The sequence below is a fragment of the Sporichthya sp. genome (assembly GCF_013815995.1).
Taxonomy (GTDB): Bacteria; Actinomycetota; Actinomycetes; order Sporichthyales; family Sporichthyaceae; genus Sporichthya.
On record NZ_JACDFE010000002.1, the window covers coordinates 16,013 to 37,572 of the forward strand.

Consider the following 21,560-nt stretch of genomic DNA (forward strand, 5'->3'; position numbering starts at 1 on the left):
CTGATCTGCGCGGTCCCGCGCACCTGGTCCGCCCCGCCGACCTTGCGTCGGCGACGGTCCACCACCTCCCCTGGAACCGGGCGGACCTCCTCCGGTGGGCTGTGCCCACGGCTGTTGGTGCGGTCCTGTGCATCGTGGCGTGGGCCATCTCCTCCGGACAGGCTCGCGAGTCGGACCAGGCAGGTCCGCTGTTCCTGGCCATCGTCGCGCTCATGGTCAGCGGCATCAGCCACGCCCTGTGGCTACTGCGGGGACGCCGTGCCGTGGGTGAGCGCCAGCGCGAACTGTGCACCGAGGCCAGGCTGCTGCGGCCACGGGATCGGGTCGCTCCGCCGGCGGCGATCCTGCAGGGGGCTGTTGCAGTGCTGGTGACTCCGGGGGCGAGCTTCATTCATCGCTTCGAATGCACCTTCGTCGCGAACCGCCCGGTCCGCCACACGTCGAAGGCGGAGGCGACGGAATCCGGCATGATGCCGTGCGGGGTGTGCAAGCCGTGAGCGCAACCGCTTCTGCGCGTGCGCGGAAAGCCGGGCCGTTGGCCGATCACCGGCCGGCCGTTCTCGCCGCGCTGCCTGCCATAGCTGTCCTCGTCATCGGCATCCCGTGGGTTCAAGCCAACCACCTCTGGCCCTTCGTGGTCACCGGTGTGACCGACGGTTCCATCTACGCACTGGCCGCGCTGGGTCTGGTCCTCACCTTCAAGACCTCGGGCGTGTTCAACTTTGCCATCGGTGCGCAGGCCGCGGCATCGGCGTACGTCTTCTACAGCTTCCGCGTCGATGCGGGCATGCCCTGGCCCATCGCGGCCCTGCTGTCGCTGTTGCTCGTTGGCGTCGTCGGTTCACTAGTCCTGGAACGGTTGGCATTGTGGCTGGCGGAGGCGCCGGCGGTTCGACGCGTGGTCGCCACGATCGGCCTCCTCGTGTTGCTGCAGTCGCTGCTGACAGGCCTATACGGCACGGCCACCATCGCGTTCGACGACTTCCTGCCGACCGGTCTTGTCGAGATCGGCTCGGTCAACGTCGGCGTGAACCAGATGATTGTGGTGGCGCTGGCCATCGTTGCGACCATCGGGCTGTTCCTCTTCTTCAAGTCCACCCGCCTGGGCATCAGCATGCAGGCCGTCGTCGACGACTCCAACCTGCTGGCCCTGCAGGGCACGAACCCGGTGAAGGTTCGTCGCTATGCCTGGGCAATCGGTTCTTCGTTCGTGTCGATCTCCGGCATGCTGGTGGCGCCCGCGATCGGGATCGACGTCAACCAATTGCTCGTGCTGTTTATTGCGGCCTTCGGGGCGGCGGCGGTTGCTTCCTTCTCAAGCTTGCCGCTGGCTTTCGCGTCAGCGATGGTCATCGGTGTCTCGATGAACCTGCTCGCCAGTCAGCTGACCTCGAACCAGAACCTGACGATCTCGGCGTTCTACACCCAGGTTCCGTTCCTGGTTCTGGTCGCCGCGCTGGCCTTGCTACCGCCTCGCCGGTTGGTCGAGCGCGGGGCCCGGCGCGTCCGGCGCGCCCGGCCGATCCGGGCCTTCCCCCGGCAGGCCGTGTACGGGACCACCGCCACCGTTGTGGCCGTGGCGCTCTTGATCCCCGATCTGGTTGGTCCTGGTGACCTGACGCAGTACACGACCGGGGTCGGCTTCGTCGTGATCTTCATGTCGCTCGGGCTACTGCTGTGGACTTCGGGCCAGATCTCGCTGTGCCACATGGCCTTCGCGGCCGTCGGTGCCACGTCGTTCGCGCACGCCCAGCACAACGGAGTGCCCTGGCTGCTGGCCATGCTGTTCGCCGTCGCTGTCACGGTGCCCGTCGGGGCGATTGTCGCGATCCCTTCGTTCCGTCTCACCGGGACCTACCTCGCGGTCATTACCTTCGGCGTCGGCCTGCTGTTCCAGAAGTTGCTCTACGGCACCTTCTTGATGTTCGGGAAGTTCGACAACCAGCAGGTCACGCGGCCCGACGCGCTCAACATGTCCGGCGACCGGGGCTACTACTACCTGTCCTTGGCCGTGGCCGGGGTCTGTGCGCTGGCCGTGGTCGCGGTCCGGCGCAGCCGGCTGGGACGTCTCCTGCGTGGGCTGGCCGATTCGCCCGTTGCCCTGGACGCGCACGGTGCCAACACCCGGCTCACTCGGCTGTTCGTGTTCTGCATCTCCGCTGCCATGGCCGCGGTGGGCGGGGTGCTGATCGCGGGAGTCACCACCTCGGCCAGCGGGAACCCCAGTGGCTCGTTCGGGTACTTCAACTCCCTCGTGATGGTCGCGGTGCTGACCTTTTGTGGCCGGCAGCCGCTGCTCTCCCCGATCGCGGCCGCCTTCCTGTTCGTGGTGCTCAAGATCTATCCGCCGTTCGACAGCGGATTCTTCGTGGACTATCAGGGCGTGTTCTTCGGGGCGCTCGCGCTGGCGGTCGCCGTCGTTCCCGGTATCGCCAGGGTGCAGCCGAGTCGGCGCGGTGCGCTGCGCACGCCGGAGGGTGGGCCCGTCCGGGCACGCCGCGACCTGCAGTTGCGAGGTGCTTGGGTATGACGACTGGGCAACTTCCGGACCTGACTGTCGAGAATCTGACGGTCCGTTTCGGTGGCCTGACGGCCGTGAACAACGTCTCCCTAACTGCGGGCTCCGGAAGCATCACCGGGATGCTCGGCCCAAACGGTGCGGGCAAGACGACGACGTTCAACGCCTGCACCGGTGTGGTACCGGCGTGGGCTGGAACGCTCCACCTCGGCGACTGCCGTCTGAACGGCCGCTCCACGGCGTCGCGGGCCGCGCACGGGCTGGGTAGGACCTTCCAGCGCATGGAGCTGTTCGACTCGATGACGGTCCGGGAGAACGTTGCGCTTGGGCCCGAGGCCGCCATGTCCGCCCGGCGCCCCTGGGGCCAGTTGTTCTGCCCGGCGAAGGAGGCCCGGGAAATCAGGTCCCGAACGTCCACCGCGATCGACCTGTGCGGGCTGGGTGCACTCGCGAACCGGACGAGCGGCGACCTCTCGACCGGCCAACGTCGTCTGGTGGAACTGGCCCGAGCGATCGCCAGCCCGTTCCGCTTTCTGCTCCTGGACGAGCCCTCATCCGGACTGGATGTGCAGGAGACCGAGCAGTTCGGCGCGATCCTGCGAACCTTCGTCGCCGAGACCGGCATCGGGGTCCTCCTGGTGGAACACGACATGGCACTGGTGGCGGACGTGTGCACCTACATTCACGTGCTCGATTTCGGTTGCAAGATCTTCGAGGGGACGACCGCCGAAACGATGTCTTCCGACATCGTCCGCGCGGCCTATTTAGGCTCCGAGGGCGTTTCGGCGGCAGCGGAAGGTCTGGCCCATGCTTGAGCTTTCCGGGATCGTCGCCGGCTACGACTCCGCAGTGGTCCTGCGGAACGTGGACCTCGTCGTTCCTCCCGGAGCCGTGGTGGCGCTGCTCGGACCAAACGGCGCCGGGAAGACCACGCTGCTACGGGTTGCTTCTGGCCTGTTGGCACCGACCGAGGGTCGAGTGCTCGTCGAAGGCAAGGACATGACTGGCTCGGCCCCATATCGCCTCGCCGCTGCGGGTGTCTGCCACATCCCCGAAGGCCGCGGAATATTTCCTGCACTATCGGTCGCGGAGAACCTTCGCCTGCAGACGCCGCCGGGTGGCGGTCGTATGGCCGAACGGGCAGTCGAAGTGTTCCCGCGCCTGGGTGAACGGATGTCCCAGCTGGCCGGGACCCTCAGCGGCGGCGAGCAGCAGATGTTGGCGCTTGCTCGCGCATATCTGTGTAACCCCAAGCTCGTGCTTCTCGATGAAGTGTCGATGGGTCTCGCTCCCAAGATCGTCGACGAGATCTTCGAGTACCTGCACACCCTGGCAGCCCAGGGGACGGCGATGCTCCTGGTCGAGCAATACGTCGGCAAGGCACTCGCGCTGGCCGATTACGTGCATATCCTCAAGCGCGGTCGCATCAATTTTGCGGGCGAACCATGCGAGATCGGAGAAGAGATGGTTGCGGAGTCCTACTTGGGGGTCGGGGCATGATCTCGTCGAACTTGGGCTCCACACGAAGCGTGGCCCGGGCGGTGGCTATTCCAGCGGCCGCCTTGCTCGGGTTCGTCGGCTTGGGGTCGTCCATCGCGAAGGCCGACTCCCCGGCCGTTATCGAGAACTACACCTTGAGCGCCCAGGCCCAAAGCCTTCAGTTCCTGATCACCGTTCCCCAGGCGCCGCTGGTCTCCACCTACGAGGCCGGCGCCTATGGATCGTCGGCCAGGATCGACAGCCTGGGAACGAGCTTCGCGGACGCGGGCGCCCCCTACTCGCCGCTGGCCAACTCCTTGCCGGGCACTGTCAACGGCGTCGGATCGGGCTCGCTTCCGCCGCTGCCCCCCCTGCCGGGTTACGTCTCCGCGAGCTCACCGGACCGCCCCGCGGACAATCAGTCGCAGGGTGTGTACGCGATCAAGGCGCACGCCGAGCCTGAGCGCGCCGAAGGAAGCGTGGCTATGGGTGGTGCGCTCGCCGCGAGTGAGCACTCGACGATGTTCTCCTCCGCGAGAACCTTGGTGAACCCCGATGGCAGCCTGGGCATCGTGGCCTCGGCCGGAGCCGATCTACTCAACCTCGGCGGACTGGTCGACATCGGCAACGTCAGTTCGATCGCGACCATGAGCAAACGGGCCGGCGAAGCCCCGGTCTACGAGGTGATCACCAAACTCGGCACCGTGACGGCAGCCGGAACTGGCTTCGGCGCCGAGCACGCGCTTACCCCGGACATGATCGACTCGCTGAACGCGTCGCTGAAGGAGTCCGGGATAACGCTGAGGTTCCTTCCGGCGACCTATGTCTACTCCGACGGCTCTACCAACACCGGGTCGCCCCAGCGGGGCAAGGCCATCCAGTCCCTCAACTCCGGCGGCCTGCAGATCGACATTGCGCGAGAGATCAAGGATCTCGGCCTGGTGGTCACCTCCACGACCCTGGGCCAGGTCTTCCTTTCGGCCACCGCGGATGACGCGGGTGCCGGTTCGGCTCTCGCGCCGGGGGTCCTGGACGGTTTGGGTGGTGGACCGGAATCCGGCAGCCCGGCGAGCGTGCCCGGCGCGGTTGCTGACGGAATCGGCCTACTGCCCAACACAATCGGGGGTCTCCCACCGACCGCCGAGCTCGCCACGGCGCCGTCGGCCGTAACTGGTGCAGCACCGAACGCCGTGCTGTCGGCGGCGTCAGCGTTCGGGCTGGGCTCCGCGGAGCTCCTGTACGGCCTGCTCGCACTCGCGGCGGTCCTCGCTCTGGTCGGCACGCAACTCGTGGGATTCCTCGCTGTCCGTCTCGGAAGGACCTCGGCATGACCCGTATCCATCTGCGAAGCGCGCTGCTGGTGGGCTGTGCGTCGGCCCTGATCGTCGGGGCCGTCGCGCCCGGAGCTTCGGCGGCCGCGCTCGACCCGGCTGAGTCGGGCGATGCCGCCGTGGTGACGCCGACGCTGCGCATGTTCGACTTCGGGGCGACCGTGGGACTGCCGTTGATGTGTGCGCTCGGAGGGTCGATCCTCCTGGCGGGCGGTGGTCAGTTCGGCGCGGCGGAAGCCATGTCGCCCTTCAGCACCCAACTCAACGACGGCTGCGCAGCGATTTCGACCGAGGGCCATAACCAACTCACCGCCGGGATCGAGAGCAGCAGCCAGTTCAGCGCCATCAATCCCGTCGTCAACCCGGGAATCGACGCTCTCGCCGAGGGCAGCCGGAAGGCTGGCGAGGACTACGGTCCGTCGATTGCCCCGTTCGGGCCTACGGTCGCGGAGTTCGGTCGCACCCTGTCGTTCTTCAAGGGTTCGTGACCGCACGGTGAAGGCGGCAATTCTCGAAGACCCTGCCGGCGGCGAACTCCGGATCACCGATCTGCAGATTGACCGCCCCGCGGCCAGGGAGGTCCTGATCCGCAACGTCGGGGTCGGGCTGTGTCACAGCGATCTGAACTATCTCGACGACCCGAAGACGCTCGCGCTGACGCCTGTGGGTGTGCAGTTGCCGGTTCTGTTGGGCCATGAATGCGCCGGGGTCGTCGAGGCGGTGGGCGCCGACGTCACCTACGTGCGATCCGGCGATCACGTCATCACGTACCCCGCGCAGTTCTGTGGTGAGTGCGAGTTCTGCCTCCGTGGCATTCCGACGCTGTGTCGGCAGAGCCCGGGCCCCAGACCCGCGGACGCACCGCATCGGCTGACGTTGCCGGACGGGACCCGGGTCGGTCAGTTCTCGAACCTCGGCGGATTCGCTGAACTGCTGCTGGTCCACGAGCACGCCGTGGTGAAGATCGACCCGGAATACCCACTCGATCGCGCGGCTGTCCTGAGTTGTGGTGTCGCAACCGGGCTCGGGTCGGTTCTGAACGCGGCCCAGGTGCGGCCCGGATCCACGGTTGCCGTGCTCGGATGCGGAGGCGTCGGGCTGGCGGCGATCCAGGGCGCCCGGGTAGCCGGTGCCCGTCGCATCGTGGCCATCGACACCTCGGCCGCGAAGCTGCGTACGGCGGAGGCGATGGGCGCCACCGACTCGGTCGACGCCTCGAGTGGGGACGTCGTCGCGCAGGTCCTGGAACTCACCGGCGGTGGGGTCGACTACTCCTTCGAGGCGGTCGGCCTCAAATCTGCCGCTGAGCAGAGCTTCTGCATGCTCCGACCCGGTGGCCTCGCGACGATCATCGGCATCGGCACCGGGCAGCGCCCCGAGTTCGACATGCGGATGTTCATCCCCGGCCGCAAGATCCAGGGCGCGGCGATGGGCGCCAACCGATTCCGCACCGACCTGCCGTACTTCATCGACCTGGACCGGCAAGGCCGGATCGACGTGGCCGGCATCGTGGAGAAGCACATCGCGCTTGAGGACATCAACACCGGCTTTGCGACCATGCGCGAGGGCGGCCTCAACGGCCGCTGGGTGGTCATGTTCTAGGGCTTCTAGGGCCTACTGCTGCGATTCGCCCGTCAACGCCTGCGGAAAGAAGGCGGCCACGGTGGTGCTGAACCCGCCGCCGTCGGCGACGATGACCTCGCCGTTCACGAACGAAGCCAGGTCCGAGTTGAGGAACAGGTGCACCTGCGCCACCTCAAGGGGGTCGCAGATCGGGTAGTTGGCCGTACCGAACTCGCGCAGCTTCCGCGTCGGGAGCGGGGGAGGCGCCGCTGCGGAAGCTGCCTGGGGGATCCCGTAGTTCTCGGTGATGTTGGTGCTCATTCCACCCGGGGCAACGCAGTTCACCCTGATCCGATCCGGCGCGAGCTCGGTCGCGAAGTACGACGTCATCACGTTGGTGGCCCGCTTGGTGGCGGTGTACACGCCCCGCTTGATCCCGCCCATGGTGTACACGCCGGACACCGCGCTGGTGGAGGTCATCGAGCCACCGCCGGCCCGACGTATTGCCGGCGCCGCGTACTTGAACGCCCGCCAGATGCCGAGGAAGTTCACGTCGAAGACCAGGCGCATCTCGTCGTCGTCCACGTCTTCCAGATGCTTCTGCGGACCAGCGATGCCCGCGTTGGCCACCATGATGTCGAGCTTTCCGTAGGTGTCCTCCGCCATCTGCACCACCGCCCGGACCTCGTCGGCCACGGCGACGTTGGTGTGCAGGTAGGTAGCACCACCGCCGCGCTTCTCAATTGCCTGCACAGTTTCCGCACCGCGCTGATCGTGGACGTCGGCAACCACGACCTTGGCCCCGTGTTCCGCGAACAACTCGGCCGTGGCTCGGCCAAGACCCGAGGCGCCGCCAGTGATGACCGCGACCCGGCCCTCCAACAGATGGGCATGCGTCACCCGGTGCTCCCTTCGGCGTCAGGTTCGCTGAGTTCGAAGCCCTCGTAGTCGGCGCGCACGATGTCTTCGCACCGTTCGCGATAGCTGAACAGGCCGCCGAAGTACGGCATGAAGACCCGCTTCTTGCCGGGGATGTTTGCCCCGAGGAACCAGGAGTTGCAGCTGTCCGCTTCCATGATCGTGCTGTTCACCAGCGTCGCCGCATAGCTGGTCCACTCGTCGGCCGCGCCCGGCCGGGGCTCGATCACCCGGCAGCCCTTGTCGCGCAGGTACTCCAGGGCGCCGGCGATGAACTCCACGTGTTGCTCGATCGACTGGAACATGTTGCTGCGGACCGAGGGGCTGCCGGGCCCGCTGACGGTGAACAGATTCGGGAAGCCCTCCACCTGAAGGCCCAGGTACGTCACCGGACCTTCGGCGGCCCAGAACTCGCGGAGCGTGCGACCTCCCCGGCCGGTGATGTCCATGCGGGTGAGGGCGCCTGTCATCGCGTCGAAGCCAGTGGCGAAGACCAGGACGTCGAGCTCGAAAAAGTCCTGCTCGGTTTGGATGCCGGCGGGTTCGATCGAGGTGATGGCGCCCTTCTTGAGGTCGACCAGGTGGACGTTCTCGCGGTTGAAGGACTGGTAGTACCCGTTCTCGATGATGACCCGCTTGCAGCCGACCGGGTAGGTGGGGATCAGCGCCGCGGCGGTCTCGGGATCGACCACGACCCGCCTGATCAATTCGGCGTACATCTCCCCGGCATAGGCGTTGGCTTCCAGGTTCTCCAGCACATCGGCCCAGGACCACGGAGCGTCCCAGCCCAACTCGTCGATCGCCTGGCGGCGTTCCTCCGGGGTGGAGTCCACGACTCTCTTGGTCAGGGGAGGGGAGCCCGGGGTCGGCAGGATCGGGAAGTAGATGGTGCCCGCGAAGGAGGCCCGTTCCTGAGCCCGCACGTCGGCGTAGCCCGCCTTCATCTGTTCCCATTCCGGCTGCGCCAGCGCGCGGTTGGGAGACGGGCGGGTGTACGCGGCCGAACGCTGCATCACGTAGAGGTCGGCGGCCTGCTCAGCGATGACGGGGATGGCCTGCACGCCCGAGGACCCGGTGCCGACCACGGCGACGCGCTTGCCGGTGAAGTCGAAGCCCTGGGCCGGGAAGCGACTGGTGTACAGGATCTGACCGGCGAAGGTCTCCAGCCCCGGGATGGGCGGTGCCAACGGTTCGGACAGGCAGCCAGTCGCGCAGACGACGAACTGCGCGGCGAATTCGTCGCCGGCTTCTGTTCTGACGGTCCAACAGGCGCCGGAGTCGTCGTAGGTCAGCGCCGTCACGCGGGTGTTCAGCTGGATGTGCCGCCTGATGTCCAACCGGTCCGCGACGAAGTTGAGGTACCGCTCCAGCTCCGGTTGGTCGGCCATGGTCTCGGACCAGTCCCAGGACTGCTGAATGTCGTCGGAGAAGCTGTACGAGAACTCGATGCTCTGGATGTCGACGCGGCACCCGGGATAGCGATTCCAGTACCAGGTACCACCGACCCCATCGCCCGCCTCGAGCGCTTGCACGCTGAAGCCGAGCCCTCGCAGCTTGTGGACGGCGTAGATCCCGGCAATGCCGGCGCCAATGACAATGACATCCAGGGCTTGCGGCGGAGCCGAGTGCTCATCGGTGTCTGGCACTGCCACCTAATCCTTGTGTGGTTCACCTGCGGCGACGGGTGGGCGGTCTATTCGTCCAACGTGAGGGCTTTGGGAAACGCCCAGGCCATCGTTGTGTCGAAGCCGCCGGCGTCGGCAAGGATCACCTGTCCGTTGACGAACGAGGCGAGGTCGGAGTTCAGGAACAGGTGCACTTGCGCGACTTCGTGCGGCTCGCAGATCGGGAACATCGACTCGCCGTACACGCGCTTCGGGCGGCTGGGCACGCGATCCATCGCTGCGCGCTCCTCGGGCGTGAGGGGGTAGCTCTCGCTGATGTTGGTGCTCATCCCACCGGCGGCAACGCAGTTCACCCGGATTCGGTCCTTCGCGAGCTCGACGGCGAAGTACGACGTCGCCGCGTTGACCGCGGCCTTGGTCGAGGAGTAGGGCCCCCGCCGGATCCCACCCAGGGTCTGTACCCCACCGAGTGAGCTGGTCGTGGTCATCGATCCGCCGCCGGCCCGGCGGATGGCCGGCACCGCGTACTTCAGGCACCGCCACACGCCGAAGAAGTTGACCTCAAACACGTGGCGGAAGTCCTCATCCTCGATGTCCTCGAGGTTGCCGATCGGGCCGGAGATGCCGGCATTGGCGACCATCACGTCGAGCTTGCCGTAGGTGTCTTCGGCGCACTCGACCACGGCGCGGACGTCGGCCGAGAGGGCGACGTCGGTGCGCAGATAGACCGCCTCGCCGCCGGCCGCCTCGACTGCCTTCACAGTCCCGGCCCCACGGTCGTCGTTGACGTCGGCGATGACCACCTTGGCGCCGTGGGCAGCGAAGATCTCCACCGTGGCCCGGCCCAGGCCCGAGGCGCCGCCGGTGACGACAGCAACCTTGTCCTGCATCAGCTTGGTCATCGATCTTCCTCCAGGCCCAGCGACAATATAAAATATATTAGATCCCCCGGAAGTGGGGGTCAACATTCCATCCAGCGCGTACGCAAGGGGAGCGGCATGAGCGGGGAAGCGGTCATTCGGCAGTACCTGGAAGCGATCTCCACGTTCGACACGGAAGCCCTCGCTGCGATCGTGGCCGAGGACGCCAGTATCCAGGTGCCCTTCGCCCCTCCGGGCATGGCCGACCGTCACGAAGGGCGAGCGGCGATCCTGGAGCTGGTCGGCGGCTACGGCCAGATGATCGACACCCTCAACTTGACGGTCACCGAGGTAGAAGCCCTCGCTCGCCCCGACGAGTACGTCGCGCTGTACCAGAGCGACGCTTGGATCAAGCCGACCGGGTTGCCCTACAAGAACTTTTACATCGCCAGATTCACGCTGCGCGACGGCCAGGTACTGCGTCACGTCGAGTACCTCGACACGTTGGTGATGGCGACCGCCCTCGGCGCCACCATCTCCATGCCCGGTGCCGGCTGAGCGGGAGCTACCTCTGGACGCTGACGGCGCCCGTCCACGGAGCGCGCTGACTGGCGAGCTGCCGGTACGGCCGCAGTTCGCGGGCCATGTTGCACGAGACTGCGCCGATCACCGTCGAATCCGCGACGAAGATCGCGACGAAGGCCCGCGCCTGGAGCTCGCCTTCCACGACCACCATGTCGGCCGTTCCGCCGACCAGCCCGTAGGCCTGGATCTTGTGGTCGTAGTGGTCGGTCCAGAAGTACGGGGTGGGCGTGAACGGCTCGTTGCGGCCGAGTAGGTTCCGGGCGGCCGACCGCCCTTGTTCGGCGGCGTTGTTGCGGTGTTCCAGACGGAGGCGGCGGCCGTAGCCGACGTGGTCCCACTCGCAAACGTCGCCGGCCGCGAACACCTTCGGGAACGCCTCGTTGAACTCGTTGGCCAGGACCCCGTTGCCGAGGGCGACGCCACTGCTGCGGAGCCACTCGATGTTGGGGATGGCGCCGGCGGCGACCAGCACGACATCCGCGGGAATCACGGAGCCGTCGGGCAGAGTCACGGCATCCACCCGCCCGCCGGCCGCACGGAAGGACAGTCCATCAACGCCGAACCGGACGGCGACGCCCTCGTCGGTGTGGATGTTGCAGAGCAGCGCCCCGAGCGCATTGCCCAGAGTCCGCGTCATCGCCGCCGGAGCGGCCTCGAGCACGGTGACGTCCAGTCCCATCCGCCGCGCGGAGCCGGCCGCCTCCAGGCCGAGTACGCCGGCTCCGATCACCACCAGGTGCGAGGACTGAACGAGATCGTCGCGAAGCGCGAGGGCGTCGTCGAGGGTCCGAAGGACATGGACGCCCGCAGGGCGCTCGCTCGTGATCTCCCGCGCGCGTACGCCGGTGGCGATGATCAGGCCGTCGCAGCGGAGGTCGTAGCCCGAGTCCAAGGACAGGCACCAGTCACGCGGCCGGAACTCCGTCGCAGCGGTGTTCTGGTGCCAGGTGAGATCGAGGTCGGCGTACTCCTGCTCGGTTCGCAGATCGGCGCGGTCGAGTCCCCAGGTCCCGGCCAGGATCTGCTTCGACAGCGGCGGTCGGTCGTAGGGGGAGTGCTTCTCTGCGCCGACGAGGTGAATCGGGCCCTCGAAGCCCTCGCGCCGCAGTTCCTCGGCGGCGCTCACGCCGGCAAGCCCGGCGCTCACGATGGCGATCTCCCGCGGCGCGGTGTCCACTCAGCCTCCCGACCTGGGATTGACGTATATAATATATAGTATGGCTCACTTCCCACGGCGCTCCTCAACGGGGGAGGCTGAGCGCAGACCACCCCGACCCAGACGAGGTCACAAGAACGATGGACGTGAAGCTCGACCCCGCGCTCGTCGAGGCGCTGCGGGCGATCCGGGAGGTCCTTCCGGATCCGCGCGGTGATCGCTTCATCGAACAGCTGCGCCGGATGGCCGCGGCCGGGCGTCCGGATCTGGAGAGCCTCCGCTCGGGAGGCCGCGTGCTGGTCGATGAGCTCGCGATTCCGGGGCCGGCCGCCGGCACCACGCTGAACGTGCTGTGGCTCCGACCCGCGCGCGCCCAGTCCTCGCCAGTTCCGGCCGTGTACTTCCTGCACCCCGGGGGAATGATCGCCGGAGACAGCCGAACCGGCGCGGGCATCCTCATCGACTTCGTGTTGCGGCTCGGCGTGCAGGCGGTGTCGGTCGAATACCGGCTGGCACCCGAGAATCCCTTCCCAGCTCCGCTCGAGGACGCGTTCGCGGGACTGGAGTGGCTGGCCCGCAACGCAACTCCGCTCGGCGTCGACGCGACGCGGATCGTCGTCGCGGGGGCGAGCGCCGGCGGACACCTCGCGGCGGGACTCGCCATGATGGCGCGCGACCGCCACACCCCGGCTGTGCGTGGCCTGGTGCTCATCGCCCCGATGCTGGACGACCGCGGCGGGCAGGCCGCACCCTTGGACGTGGGTCGTGAGGGCACCTGGGGTGTCGATGCGAACCGGGTTGCCTGGGACGCCGTGCTTGGCAATGCCCGCGGCGGCTCCCGGCTCCCGGACTACGCGGTACCGGCGCGCGCCGACCTGGCCGGGCTGCCGCCCACGTTCCTCGACGTCGGGTCGGCCGAACTGTTCCACGACGAGACCGTCGAGTTCTCTGCCGGCCTGCGCAGAGCCGGGGTGCCCACCGAACTGCGCGTGTGGCCAGGCGGCTTCCACGGTTTCGACTGGTCGGTCCCCGGTGCGCCGATCTCGCTGGAGGCGAAGTCCGCCCGCGTGCGGTGGCTCGCCGAGTTGCTCGACCTTGCTGATGAAGCTGATGAGGTTCGGAATGAAGGGACGCAGAACTGATGGCTCCAGGCGATCTTGACCCGAAGTACACGACGAAGTTCCTCGGGCCCGAGCCCAAGCAGCTGCTGATCGGCGGTAAGTGGGTCGACTCGGCCTCAGGCCGGACCTTCGAAACAGTCAACCCGTCGACCGGGACGGTGATCGCGCGCCTGGCCGAGGCCGACGCACGGGATGCGGATCTGGCGGTTGCCGCGGCCCGCGCCGCGTTCACCGGACCGTGGGCTCGCTTCAAGCCCAAGGACCGACAGCGTGTCCTTCTGCAGTTGGCCGACCTGGTCGAGGCCAACCTCGCTGAGCTCTATTACCTCGACTCGGTGGACATGGGTGCCCCGATCAGCCGCGCCGCTGGGTACCAGTTCTCCGTCGATGTGCTGCGGTTCGCCGCGGGAGCCGCGATGCGCATCCAGGGCGAGACGGTGAACAACTCCGTCGCGGTTGCGGACCTGTTTTCCTTCACGCTGAAGGAGCCGGTCGGCGTCGTCGCGTCGATCATTCCCTGGAACGGTCCCCTGGTTTCCTCGATTGCCAAGATCGCGCCGGTGCTCGCGACGGGCTGCACGATGGTGCTCAAGCCGGCGGAGGAGGCATGCATCTCGCCGCTTCGGCTCGGCGAGCTGATGGCGCAGTTGGATCTGCCCGACGGAGTCGTCAACATTCTCACCGGCTTCGGCGAGGCGGGCGCCGCGCTGACCGAACATCCGGACGTCGACAAGGTCGCTTTCACCGGCTCGACCGCAACGGGGCAGCAGATCGTGCGGGCCGCGTCGGGGAACCTGAAGCGGCTCACTCTCGAACTTGGCGGGAAGTCGCCCGACGTCGTGTTCGCTGACGCCGACCTGGCCAGTGCGGTGCCCGGAGCCGCGATGGGCGTGTTCCGCAACACGGGACAGGTCTGCTGCGCCGGCACCCGGGTGTACGTCGAACGCCCCGTCTATGACGAGTTCGTCGAGCGGCTTTCCCGCTTCTCCGAGGCGCTGCGGGTCGGCGACAGCCTGGATCCGGAGACGGAGATCGGCCCCATCGTGTCCGCCCGTCAGCTGGATCAGGTGCTGAACTATCTGGACGTCGGCCGGTCCGAGGGCGCCCGCCCTACCTCGGGCGGTGCACGCATCACCGAGGGTGGCCTGGCCAACGGCTACTTCGTGGCGCCGACCGTCTTCGCCGACGTGCAGGACGACATGCGTATCGCCCGGGAAGAGATTTTTGGCCCGGTCGCCTCGATTCTGCCATTCGACGACGTCGAGGATGTCGTCGTGCGGGCCAACGACACCCAGTTCGGACTGGGGGCGGGGGTGTGGACCCGTGATCTCGGCACCGCACACCGGATGGCGCGGGCGCTGCGCAGCGGTGTGGTGTGGGTCAACACCTACGGGAACTTCGATCCGGCGATGCCCTTCGGCGGCGCGAAGATGAGTGGGTGGGGCAGCGAGTACAGCGATCACGGGCTCGACGAGTACCTCTACCTCAAGGCTGTCTGGATGGGCGTCGGAAACTGACGAGGCGTCACCCAATCGAAAGGTAAGACAAGAATGGCCGGAATCACGGTGCTCACCAGATCGGCGACCACCTTCAAGGCGGACTCCAGCATCGACGAGGAGGCGTATCGAGCGCACCTGCAGCGGTTGGTCGACGCCCGTCTCGGCGTCTATCTAGCCAGTGGCGGATCGGGGGAGGGGTACGCCCTTGCGGACTCCGAGTTGTGCCGGCTGTACGAGATCGGCGTCGACGCCTGCAAAGGGCAGGTGCCGGTCTACGCGAACCCCCCGGAGGGTCATACCGCGACCGAGACGATTCGTCAGGCGCAGATGGCCGTCGCGGCCGGCGTGGAAGCGGTGTGCATCTACGGACCGGCCGGTCGGCATGACTACAAGCCGAACGCCGTGGAGTACGCGCGTCATCTGGACACGGTGCTGGGGGCGGTCGACCACCCTGTTGCGTTGTCACCCAACCCGTGGGCCACCAACGGGTTCCGTCCATCCGCTCGGCTGTTCGCCGAGATTTGCAACCGCCACGAGAACGTCGAGGTGGTCAATCTGAATTTGGCCAGCCTGGAGGACTCGTACCTGATCCAGCTCAACGACCTGCTCACCCGCGATGGGATTCGCGTCTACGTGCCGATTCGCGGCTCGTTCCACACCCTGGGGCTCGGTGCGGCCGGGTTACTGGGCAATCACGCCAATGTCATCCCGCGCACGTTCCGCCACTACATCGATCTGTATGAGGCGGCCAAGTACGACGAGATGAATAGCGTGTACGCCGACATCCGGCGCTTCGACAAGTTCACCAACTACTGGGGCGGTTCGCCGCTGTGGATCAAGATGGCGATGCGCGTGCTCAAGCTGCCGGGCGCTGCCGGTGGTGTCCGCGCGCCGTTCGTGCTTCCGGGCGCGGACCAGCTGGCGAAGTTCACCACCGGACTACTGGCGCTGCGCAATCCCGAGATCGACGAGATGGCGCGGGCTGCAGGCCTTGAGGTGCCCGAGCGAGGCTGAGCCGTCAGCTCTCGTGGTCCGCCGCGGACGGGTACCCGGTCGGGGCCCCGCCGTGGGCCTGGTGCATGAAGCCGACCATCTCGTAGGCGACGGAGGCATCGAGCGACCGGTTGAGTTGATCCTTGACCCGCGCGTTCACGATCCGCTTCGTCCACCCCAACGCATACGGCGGTCGTGCCAGTAGCTCGCGTACGAACGAGTCGCATATGTCGTCGAGTTCGTCGGCCTTGACGGCCCGGTTGATGACCCCGGCGCGGGCCAGCTCGAGCCCGGTGCGGCGTCGCGAGAGCATCAGGTACTCCTTGGCCAGCGGCGGTGACATGGACATCGGGACCAGCGCACCGGCACCGTCCCCGGGAGCGACGCCCCATTCCAGGCCGATCGGACCCCGGCCGTCCGTCGTGTATACGTCGCCCATGCTCAGGTGCATGTCCGTGATCATCGAGTCCTCACGGGCCAGGATCAGGTCGCAGGCGAACATGACGCTCTGTCCGAATCCGACGGCGTCGCCGTTGACCTTGGCGACGATGGGGATCTCCAGATCGACCATCGTCTGGATCGTGTGGGTCAGCCCCATGAAGATCGACCACTGCCCTGCCGGGGTCGTGGCCCGGGAGCTGCTCGCACTGTGGCCCTGCTCGGGGCGCGGTGGAGAGACGATGAACTCGCCGTCCTCGGCGCCGGTGAGGACGATGACCCGAACCGAGTAGTCATGGCGAAGCTGGTCGAGGAAGAGCCCAAGCTCGCGATGGAGATCACCGCCGACCGCCGCCGAGTGCGATTCCCGCAAAGGGACGACCTTGATCGTCAGAACCGGTCCGTCGCGCTCGACGATCAGCGTGGGGAAGTCAGCCATGGCCTCACACTCTCCTGCCCGGGGCTCATGGTGATAGCGCCGCGCCCCGAAGGGGGTCAGTCCTCGTCGGCCAGCCGCGAAAGCCGCTCGACCGTGTCGGCCAGCTCGACCGCCATCTGGTTCACGACGTCGCGGCTCGTGGTCACCTTGTTCAAGCGACCGATGACCTGGCCGGCGGCCGTCCCCAGCAGCTCGAAGCGCCGATTCTGCTTCATGGTCTCCATGGCGTTCTGCACCGCGAGACCTTGCAGGGGCATCGGCAGCGCAGCTGGTGCCCCCGGGCGCAGCCAGGCCTCATTCCAGGGCGTGCGCAGGAATCGCACCGGCTTGCCGCTGGTGAACTTGCTCCGGACGGTGTCGCCGGCGGTGGCCGCGATCAACATGTCGCGAACGATCGGGTCCACCTCGCTCTCCACCGTGGTCATCCAGACGGACCCGCACCACACACCTTCGGCGCCCAGGGCCAGCGCGGCGGCCAGCTGCCGGCCGCCGCCGATGCCACCGGCGGCCACCACGGGGATGCCGGGAACGGCGTCGACGATGTCGGGGACGAGCACCATCGTCGAGATGTCGCCGGTGTGACCCGCGGCCTCGGTGCCCACCGCGACGATGATGTCGGTGCCGGCCTCGGCCTGCTTGGTCGCGTGCCGCACGCTGCCGGCCATTCCCATGACCTGCATGCCGAATCCGTGGGCGCGATCCCGTACATCGGCCGGGGCCGGGCCGAGCGCGCTGGCGATGAAGGCCACCCGGTCCGCGTGTGTGAACGCGACCTCGAGCAAATCCCGCGCCTGGTTGTGCGTCGCGGTGATGCCGCCGTAGGTGGTGAGCTTCACCGGTTCGTTAGGGAGGCCGAACTCCGCGAGCAGCTTGTCGACGTACTCGGTGACCTCCGCGGGGATCTGTGCCTTGAGCGCGCCCAAGTCGCCTTCGGTCCGGGAGGCCGGGATCAGGACGTCGACCCCGTATCGACCGCCGTCGGTGTTCTCGTCCAGCCAGGTGAGCTCGATGTCCAGCTCCTCGGGCGTGTAGCGCTGCGCGCCGAAGACACCCATGCCTCCGGCGCGGGTCACGGCCGCCACGACATCCCGGCAATGGCTGAACGCCAGGATTGGGTACTCGATGTTGAGCCGTCGACAGATCTCGGTACGCACGGGTTCTCCGGTTTCGCGATCAAGGCGGGTCGAGCAGTCAGGGAGTGGCTACGCCGGCACTCGTGTCCCGTGGAGAACGTCATCTCCCGCGGTGGACTTCGATGCCTCTGCGTCTGCGCTGGCGTCCAGGAGTTGCTTCTTCAGCGAACCTAGGAGGAGACAGGACGTGACGATGAGCCAGGTGGCGAAGGTAATGAGCGGAATGTAGAAGACGAAGAGTCCACGCCAGGCGAACGGGCCGGACTTGAAGAGGAATGCGAGAGCGCCGGCCTCGAACAAGGTGGCCAGCCACAGGCTGTAGTAGCCGTACCACCTCGGGAACGGTGAGTGATCTGCGACCGGGGCCCTCAGGCTCACCACGCCCACCGCGACAAACCCGAAGATGTAGAACTGGTCGGTGGTGAAGAACGTGAGCACGCCGAGCTGATGCAGCATCGCGGTCGCATCGGCGGCACGTTCGGGGGCGAATGCGGCGGTGCCGAAAAAAATGGGCGGCAGGGCAAGGAAAATCGACGTCAGAGCCCCGCTCACGATCGTCACGATGGACCAGACCGGGTAGCCCTTCTCGTGCCGTCCGACCTGAATCCCCAGCACGATGAAGAGCGGCACGAGGAACGCCGCGGTCCAGGACGCCACGGTCGCGCCGAGTTTGATGCTCGTGTCCCGCTCCAAGTACCAGTTCTTGACCTGCTCGGAGGACCAGCCGGCCGGCGGCGGCGGCACCATCTGCCACAAGAAGATCATGCTGAACGCGTACACGAGAGTGAAGCCGATCGACCACCAGACCAATGCGATCTGGCTGCGCACCGGAAACGTCATCGGGGCTCCCTCTCGGTTCGGGTCTAGCGCTACCGCAACATTATATATTTTGCGTGGGAATCCGAAAGACCCCGGTTCGGGCCGACGCGCGACTACGTCGGGGGCTCTGCGTTGACTGCGGTGCCGGCGGCCAGCAACGACGCGATTTCCTCAGCTCCGAGCACAGCGCTCAACACCGCGATCGTGTGCTCGCCCAGCCGGGGCACCCGTAGGTCGCGTTCCGGCCGTGAGCCGTCGAAGCGCCAAGGCGCCCGGACCAGGTTGAGGTTGTCCGGGGCCTGGGTGAACATCTCCAACAACTTCACCTGCGGCAGTTCGGTGACCTCAGCGAGGTCCAGCACGGGCGCGAACGGAACATCGGCCCCGGTCAGCGCCGCATCCCAGGTTGCGCTCGATCGCGACCGGAAGGCCGGCGCGATCTGCTCGCGGAGCGCGACGTAATTGCGGACCCGGTCTGGGTAGGTCACGTAGTCCGGGTCGGTAAGCAGGTCCTCGCGCCCGATCACGGTGACGAGTCGTCCCCAGAAGTTCTGGGATGACGACAGGTGCAGCGTGAACTTGCCGCCGTCGGCGGTCGTGACCACGAAGCTCTGTGCCTGCGGGTGACGCGCTTCTCGCTTGGGTGCTCGCCCGAGCTCCGAGAGCTGGGTCATAGCGTCGATCGTGATCGTGGAGATGCCTTCCAGCATGGAGGTGTCGACGTCCCCGCCGGCGCCGGTCCGGGATCGGCCGTTCAGGGCGGCCAGCACGCCGGTCGCCGTCACCAGCCCGGTGATGAGGTCGGCCAAACAGGTACCGGTGAGCCGCTCGTCAGCTTCGTCGTTGAGCAGTGAGTACAGGCCGCCGTAGCTCTGGCCGACGCTGTCGTAGGCAGGTCGCGCGGCCAGCGGGCCTTCGGCTCCGAAGCCGGTGACCGAGACCTGGATCAGTTGAGCGTTGAGTTCCCGCATGGCCGTTCGCCCCAACCCGAGGGTGTCGAGTCGGCCGGGTCGCAAGTTGTCCAGGAGCACGTCACTGGTGGCGATCAGCTTGCGTACCGCGCGATTGCCGTCGACATGGCGCAGGTCGATCGCCACGCTTCGCTTACCGGAGTTGTACTGCGCGAAGTAGGGGCTGCGGTCGTTGAGGTTGCGCCGGAACGCGTCGCCGCCCTCGGGCTGCTCGATCTTGATGACCTCGGCGCCGAGGCTGCACAGCAAGGAGGTGGCGTAGGGCGCCGCGATGTATCCGCCGATCTCGATCACGCGGATGCCGGCCAGGGGCGAGGCGCTGGCGCTCACAGCGTCGTCGCCGTACCGCCGTCGACCGGCAGGACCACGCCAGTGACGTACGCGCCGGCTCGCGAGGCCAGGTACAGGGTGGTGCCGACCATGTCCGAATCCTGGACGAATCGTTTGATGGGAGTGCGCGCCAACATCGACTCCGCTCCGCGTGTTTCCAACGTCCCCTTGAGCATCTTGCTCGGATACATGCCGGGCGCAATGGCGTTGACGGTGATGTTGTGGGCAGCGAGGTCGCGCGCGAGGTGACGGGTCAGATGATGTACGGCCGCTTTCGACGCGGAGTACGCGTACGTCGGGTGGCTGGGGACATGCAGTCCGTCGATGGAACCCACGTTGATGATCCGGGCGGGGTCCTCGGGGGTGCCGGCCTTCTCCAATAGCGGCAGCAGTTCGCGCACCAGGAAGAAGACGCCCTTGACGTTGAGATCGAAGACCTTGTCCCAGCCCTCCTCGGGATACTCCGAGAGCGGCGCGGACCACAGCGCGCCCGCGTTGTTCACGATGAGGTCGATTTTCGGCTCGCGCAGCGCGATCTGCCGGGCGAGTTCCTCGCACCCGTCCAGGGTGCCGAGGTGGGCCGGGAGCGCGGTGCAATCGCCCCAGCGGAGCATCTCGCTGGCCGCCTCCTGGCAGACCTGAGCATCACGCGCGCTGATGTATACCTTCGCGCCGGCGCGCACCAGACCCTCGGCGATCCCGCGCCCGATCCCGCGGCTCCCGCCGGTGACGAGGGCAACCTTGCCCCGCAGACCGAACAGGTCCTGCACCCAGCTCTGGTCCATCCACTCTCACCTTTCACGGCTCCGAAGATCGGAGCAGTCACATGTCGGCGCGTTCGGCGACGCGACGCAGCACCTCGATGGCCGGCCCCGGACCGCCCGACTCGTACGGCATCTCCAGGATGAGCTCGCTGAAGCCCAGCGCCGCGTACCGGTCGAGGCCGGCCGCATCGATCGCGCCGGATTCCGGGTCGGGTCCCGGTCCGGGCTTGGCGACCAGGCGCAGCTCGCTGAAGTCGCGACCGGCCGCGTCGCACGCGGCGCGCAAAGCGTCGACCAACGGTGGCAACGCGTCCAGCGGTTGCTTGGCCGGAAGCCAGCCGTCACAGACCGCCGCGACCAGTCGCAGCGCGGCCGGACTCACGCCGCCCCACAGGAACTCCAACGGGCCGGGCCCCGGCGGGAGCAGGGTGAACGGAGTGAGGGTCGGGACGTTGTCGGGGCCCCGCACCGTGAAGTCGGCCCCGCCGTCGCGGTACAGCTCGCGGATCGTGCCGATCGCTGAGCGCGCCGCCGACGCCCGCTTCTCGAACGGGGCCCCGATCGCGTCGTACTCCTCACGCAACCAGCCGCTGCCGACGCCGAGGCTGATCGGGCGTTCGGTCAGCCAGGACAGGCTGGTGAGTTGCTTGGCCAGCAGCACGGGGTTGCGCAACGGCAGGATCAGGACGCTTGTCCCGATACGCATGGTGGGCGGAAGTCGCGCCGACAGCCAGCCGAGGGTCAGCAGGGGATCGAGCCACGGCGTCTCGGCCGAGAACGGCACCGATCCGCCCGCGGTGTGCGGATACGAGGACTCAGTCCGGCGCGGCAGCACGACGTGGTCGCCCAGCCACAGCGACCGGTAGCCCAGGCCGTGGGCCTCTTCACAGACCGCGAACAGGTCCGCGGGCGTGAGCGATGCGGTGGGCATCGGCAAGCGGATCCCGAGCGATGGGCGTCTCACAGTCGTCGGCCGCTTCTCTGATTGCCTGCCATCCGGTTGTGGTGATAATATATC

20 protein-coding genes are annotated in these 21,560 nt (G+C 67.3%); 10 read left to right on the forward strand and 10 right to left on the reverse strand.

Annotation, left to right across the window (positions count from 1 at the left end; all coding sequences use genetic code 11):
* Positions 1 to 286 precede the first annotated feature (286 nt).
* The 6 genes from H0X00_RS00410 (at position 287) to H0X00_RS00435 (ending at position 6,930) form a co-directional block, all read left to right on the forward strand.
* Positions 287 to 2,530 (forward strand): ABC transporter permease, encoded by a 2,244-nt coding sequence (locus tag H0X00_RS00410; RefSeq protein WP_293766447.1) that lies wholly within the window; start codon positions 287 to 289, stop codon positions 2,528 to 2,530.
* 65 nt (positions 2,531 to 2,595) lie between these two features.
* Complete coding sequence (locus H0X00_RS00415) at positions 2,596 to 3,333, forward strand: ABC transporter ATP-binding protein (RefSeq protein ID WP_293766448.1); 738 nt, start codon at positions 2,596 to 2,598, stop codon at positions 3,331 to 3,333.
* Positions 3,326 to 4,018 (forward strand): ABC transporter ATP-binding protein, encoded by a 693-nt coding sequence (locus H0X00_RS00420; RefSeq protein WP_293766450.1) that lies wholly within the window; start codon positions 3,326 to 3,328, stop codon positions 4,016 to 4,018. Before H0X00_RS00415 ends, H0X00_RS00420 begins: the two co-directional genes overlap by 8 nt.
* Before the next feature lie 41 nt (positions 4,019 to 4,059).
* Entirely contained in the window at positions 4,060 to 5,328 is a 1,269-nt protein-coding gene (locus tag H0X00_RS00425) for a hypothetical protein (RefSeq protein ID WP_293766452.1), read from the forward strand.
* Positions 5,325 to 5,816, forward strand: coding sequence for a hypothetical protein (locus H0X00_RS00430; RefSeq protein ID WP_293766454.1), 492 nt, complete (start codon positions 5,325 to 5,327; stop codon positions 5,814 to 5,816). Before H0X00_RS00425 ends, H0X00_RS00430 begins: the two co-directional genes overlap by 4 nt.
* A 7-nt stretch (positions 5,817 to 5,823) precedes the next feature.
* Positions 5,824 to 6,930, forward strand: a complete 1,107-nt coding sequence (locus tag H0X00_RS00435) for a zinc-binding dehydrogenase (protein ID WP_293766456.1) — start codon at positions 5,824 to 5,826, stop codon at positions 6,928 to 6,930.
* A gap of 12 nt (positions 6,931 to 6,942) precedes the next feature.
* On the opposite strand, the gene H0X00_RS00440 is transcribed toward H0X00_RS00435, so the two are convergent.
* Genes H0X00_RS00440 through H0X00_RS00450 form a run of 3 tightly spaced genes read right to left on the reverse strand, consistent with a single transcriptional unit; the run spans position 6,943 to position 10,336 of the window.
* Entirely contained in the window at positions 6,943 to 7,791 is an 849-nt protein-coding gene (locus H0X00_RS00440) for an SDR family oxidoreductase (protein ID WP_293766458.1), read from the reverse strand.
* Complete coding sequence (locus H0X00_RS00445; RefSeq protein ID WP_293766460.1) at positions 7,788 to 9,455, reverse strand: NAD(P)/FAD-dependent oxidoreductase; 1,668 nt, start codon at positions 9,453 to 9,455, stop codon at positions 7,788 to 7,790. The genes H0X00_RS00440 and H0X00_RS00445 overlap by 4 nt, the downstream gene beginning before the upstream one ends.
* A 47-nt stretch (positions 9,456 to 9,502) precedes the next feature.
* Positions 9,503 to 10,336, reverse strand: a complete 834-nt coding sequence (locus H0X00_RS00450) for an SDR family oxidoreductase (protein WP_293766462.1) — start codon at positions 10,334 to 10,336, stop codon at positions 9,503 to 9,505.
* A 96-nt stretch (positions 10,337 to 10,432) separates the two neighbouring features.
* On the opposite strand from H0X00_RS00450, the gene H0X00_RS00455 reads away from it, so the two are divergent.
* The gene (locus tag H0X00_RS00455) at positions 10,433 to 10,852 is read left to right on the forward strand and encodes a nuclear transport factor 2 family protein (protein WP_293766463.1); all 420 of its coding nucleotides are present in this window, start codon (positions 10,433 to 10,435) and stop codon (positions 10,850 to 10,852) included.
* Positions 10,853 to 10,859: 7 nt separating this feature from the next.
* Here the strand turns inward: H0X00_RS00455 and H0X00_RS00460 are convergent, their stop codons facing one another.
* Complete coding sequence (locus H0X00_RS00460) at positions 10,860 to 12,056, reverse strand: FAD-dependent oxidoreductase (RefSeq protein ID WP_293766465.1); 1,197 nt, start codon at positions 12,054 to 12,056, stop codon at positions 10,860 to 10,862.
* A gap of 119 nt (positions 12,057 to 12,175) precedes the next feature.
* Between H0X00_RS00460 and H0X00_RS00465 the strand changes: the two genes are divergently transcribed.
* The 3 genes from H0X00_RS00465 to H0X00_RS00475 are packed head-to-tail and all read left to right on the forward strand — an operon-like array spanning position 12,176 to position 15,669.
* A complete protein-coding gene (locus H0X00_RS00465; RefSeq protein ID WP_293766467.1) occupies positions 12,176 to 13,177 on the forward strand; it encodes an alpha/beta hydrolase in 1,002 nt (333 codons plus the stop codon).
* The gene (locus H0X00_RS00470; RefSeq protein ID WP_293766469.1) at positions 13,177 to 14,673 is read left to right on the forward strand and encodes an aldehyde dehydrogenase family protein; all 1,497 of its coding nucleotides are present in this window, start codon (positions 13,177 to 13,179) and stop codon (positions 14,671 to 14,673) included. Before H0X00_RS00465 ends, H0X00_RS00470 begins: the two co-directional genes overlap by 1 nt.
* Positions 14,674 to 14,706: 33 nt before the next feature.
* Positions 14,707 to 15,669, forward strand: coding sequence for a dihydrodipicolinate synthase family protein (locus H0X00_RS00475; protein ID WP_293766471.1), 963 nt, complete (start codon positions 14,707 to 14,709; stop codon positions 15,667 to 15,669).
* Positions 15,670 to 15,673: 4 nt separating this feature from the next.
* Here the strand turns inward: H0X00_RS00475 and H0X00_RS00480 are convergent, their stop codons facing one another.
* The 6 genes from H0X00_RS00480 to H0X00_RS00505 all read right to left on the reverse strand — a co-directional run bounded on the left by H0X00_RS00480 (position 15,674) and on the right by H0X00_RS00505 (position 21,473).
* Positions 15,674 to 16,525, reverse strand: coding sequence for an enoyl-CoA hydratase/isomerase family protein (locus tag H0X00_RS00480; protein ID WP_293766473.1), 852 nt, complete (start codon positions 16,523 to 16,525; stop codon positions 15,674 to 15,676).
* Positions 16,526 to 16,581: 56 nt separating this feature from the next.
* Positions 16,582 to 17,679 carry a nitronate monooxygenase gene (locus H0X00_RS00485; RefSeq protein WP_293766475.1) on the reverse strand — a complete coding sequence of 366 codons (1,098 nt, stop codon included), beginning with the start codon at positions 17,677 to 17,679 and terminating at the stop codon, positions 16,582 to 16,584.
* A 48-nt stretch (positions 17,680 to 17,727) separates the two neighbouring features.
* Positions 17,728 to 18,498 (reverse strand): hypothetical protein, encoded by a 771-nt coding sequence (locus H0X00_RS00490; protein ID WP_293766477.1) that lies wholly within the window; start codon positions 18,496 to 18,498, stop codon positions 17,728 to 17,730.
* Positions 18,499 to 18,590: 92 nt separating this feature from the next.
* Positions 18,591 to 19,778: a CoA transferase gene (locus H0X00_RS00495; protein WP_293766479.1), complete on the reverse strand. Its 1,188-nt coding sequence runs from the start codon at positions 19,776 to 19,778 to the stop codon at positions 18,591 to 18,593.
* Positions 19,775 to 20,563 (reverse strand): SDR family oxidoreductase, encoded by a 789-nt coding sequence (locus H0X00_RS00500; RefSeq protein WP_293766481.1) that lies wholly within the window; start codon positions 20,561 to 20,563, stop codon positions 19,775 to 19,777. The genes H0X00_RS00495 and H0X00_RS00500 overlap by 4 nt, the downstream gene beginning before the upstream one ends.
* A 37-nt stretch (positions 20,564 to 20,600) precedes the next feature.
* A complete protein-coding gene (locus H0X00_RS00505) occupies positions 20,601 to 21,473 on the reverse strand; it encodes an LLM class flavin-dependent oxidoreductase (protein WP_293766483.1) in 873 nt (290 codons plus the stop codon).
* Positions 21,474 to 21,560: the final 87 nt, after the last annotated feature.

Excerpts from the sequence above, each read along its gene's own strand:
- H0X00_RS00465 (WP_293766467.1), top strand. The coding sequence starts at position 12,176 with ATGGACGTGAAGCTCGACCCCGCGCTCGTCGAGGCGCTGCGGGCGATC.
- H0X00_RS00480 (WP_293766473.1), bottom strand. The coding sequence starts at position 16,525 with ATGGCTGACTTCCCCACGCTGATCGTCGAGCGCGACGGACCGGTTCTG.
- H0X00_RS00470 (WP_293766469.1), top strand. The coding sequence starts at position 13,177 with ATGGCTCCAGGCGATCTTGACCCGAAGTACACGACGAAGTTCCTCGGG.
- H0X00_RS00500 (WP_293766481.1), bottom strand. The coding sequence starts at position 20,563 with ATGGACCAGAGCTGGGTGCAGGACCTGTTCGGTCTGCGGGGCAAGGTT.
- H0X00_RS00430 (WP_293766454.1), top strand. The coding sequence starts at position 5,325 with ATGACCCGTATCCATCTGCGAAGCGCGCTGCTGGTGGGCTGTGCGTCG.
- H0X00_RS00450 (WP_293766462.1), bottom strand. The coding sequence starts at position 10,336 with ATGACCAAGCTGATGCAGGACAAGGTTGCTGTCGTCACCGGCGGCGCC.
- H0X00_RS00505 (WP_293766483.1), bottom strand. The coding sequence starts at position 21,473 with ATGCCCACCGCATCGCTCACGCCCGCGGACCTGTTCGCGGTCTGTGAA.
- H0X00_RS00420 (WP_293766450.1), top strand. The coding sequence starts at position 3,326 with ATGCTTGAGCTTTCCGGGATCGTCGCCGGCTACGACTCCGCAGTGGTC.
- H0X00_RS00455 (WP_293766463.1), top strand. The coding sequence starts at position 10,433 with ATGAGCGGGGAAGCGGTCATTCGGCAGTACCTGGAAGCGATCTCCACG.
- H0X00_RS00475 (WP_293766471.1), top strand. The coding sequence starts at position 14,707 with ATGGCCGGAATCACGGTGCTCACCAGATCGGCGACCACCTTCAAGGCG.
- H0X00_RS00490 (WP_293766477.1), bottom strand. The coding sequence starts at position 18,498 with ATGACGTTTCCGGTGCGCAGCCAGATCGCATTGGTCTGGTGGTCGATC.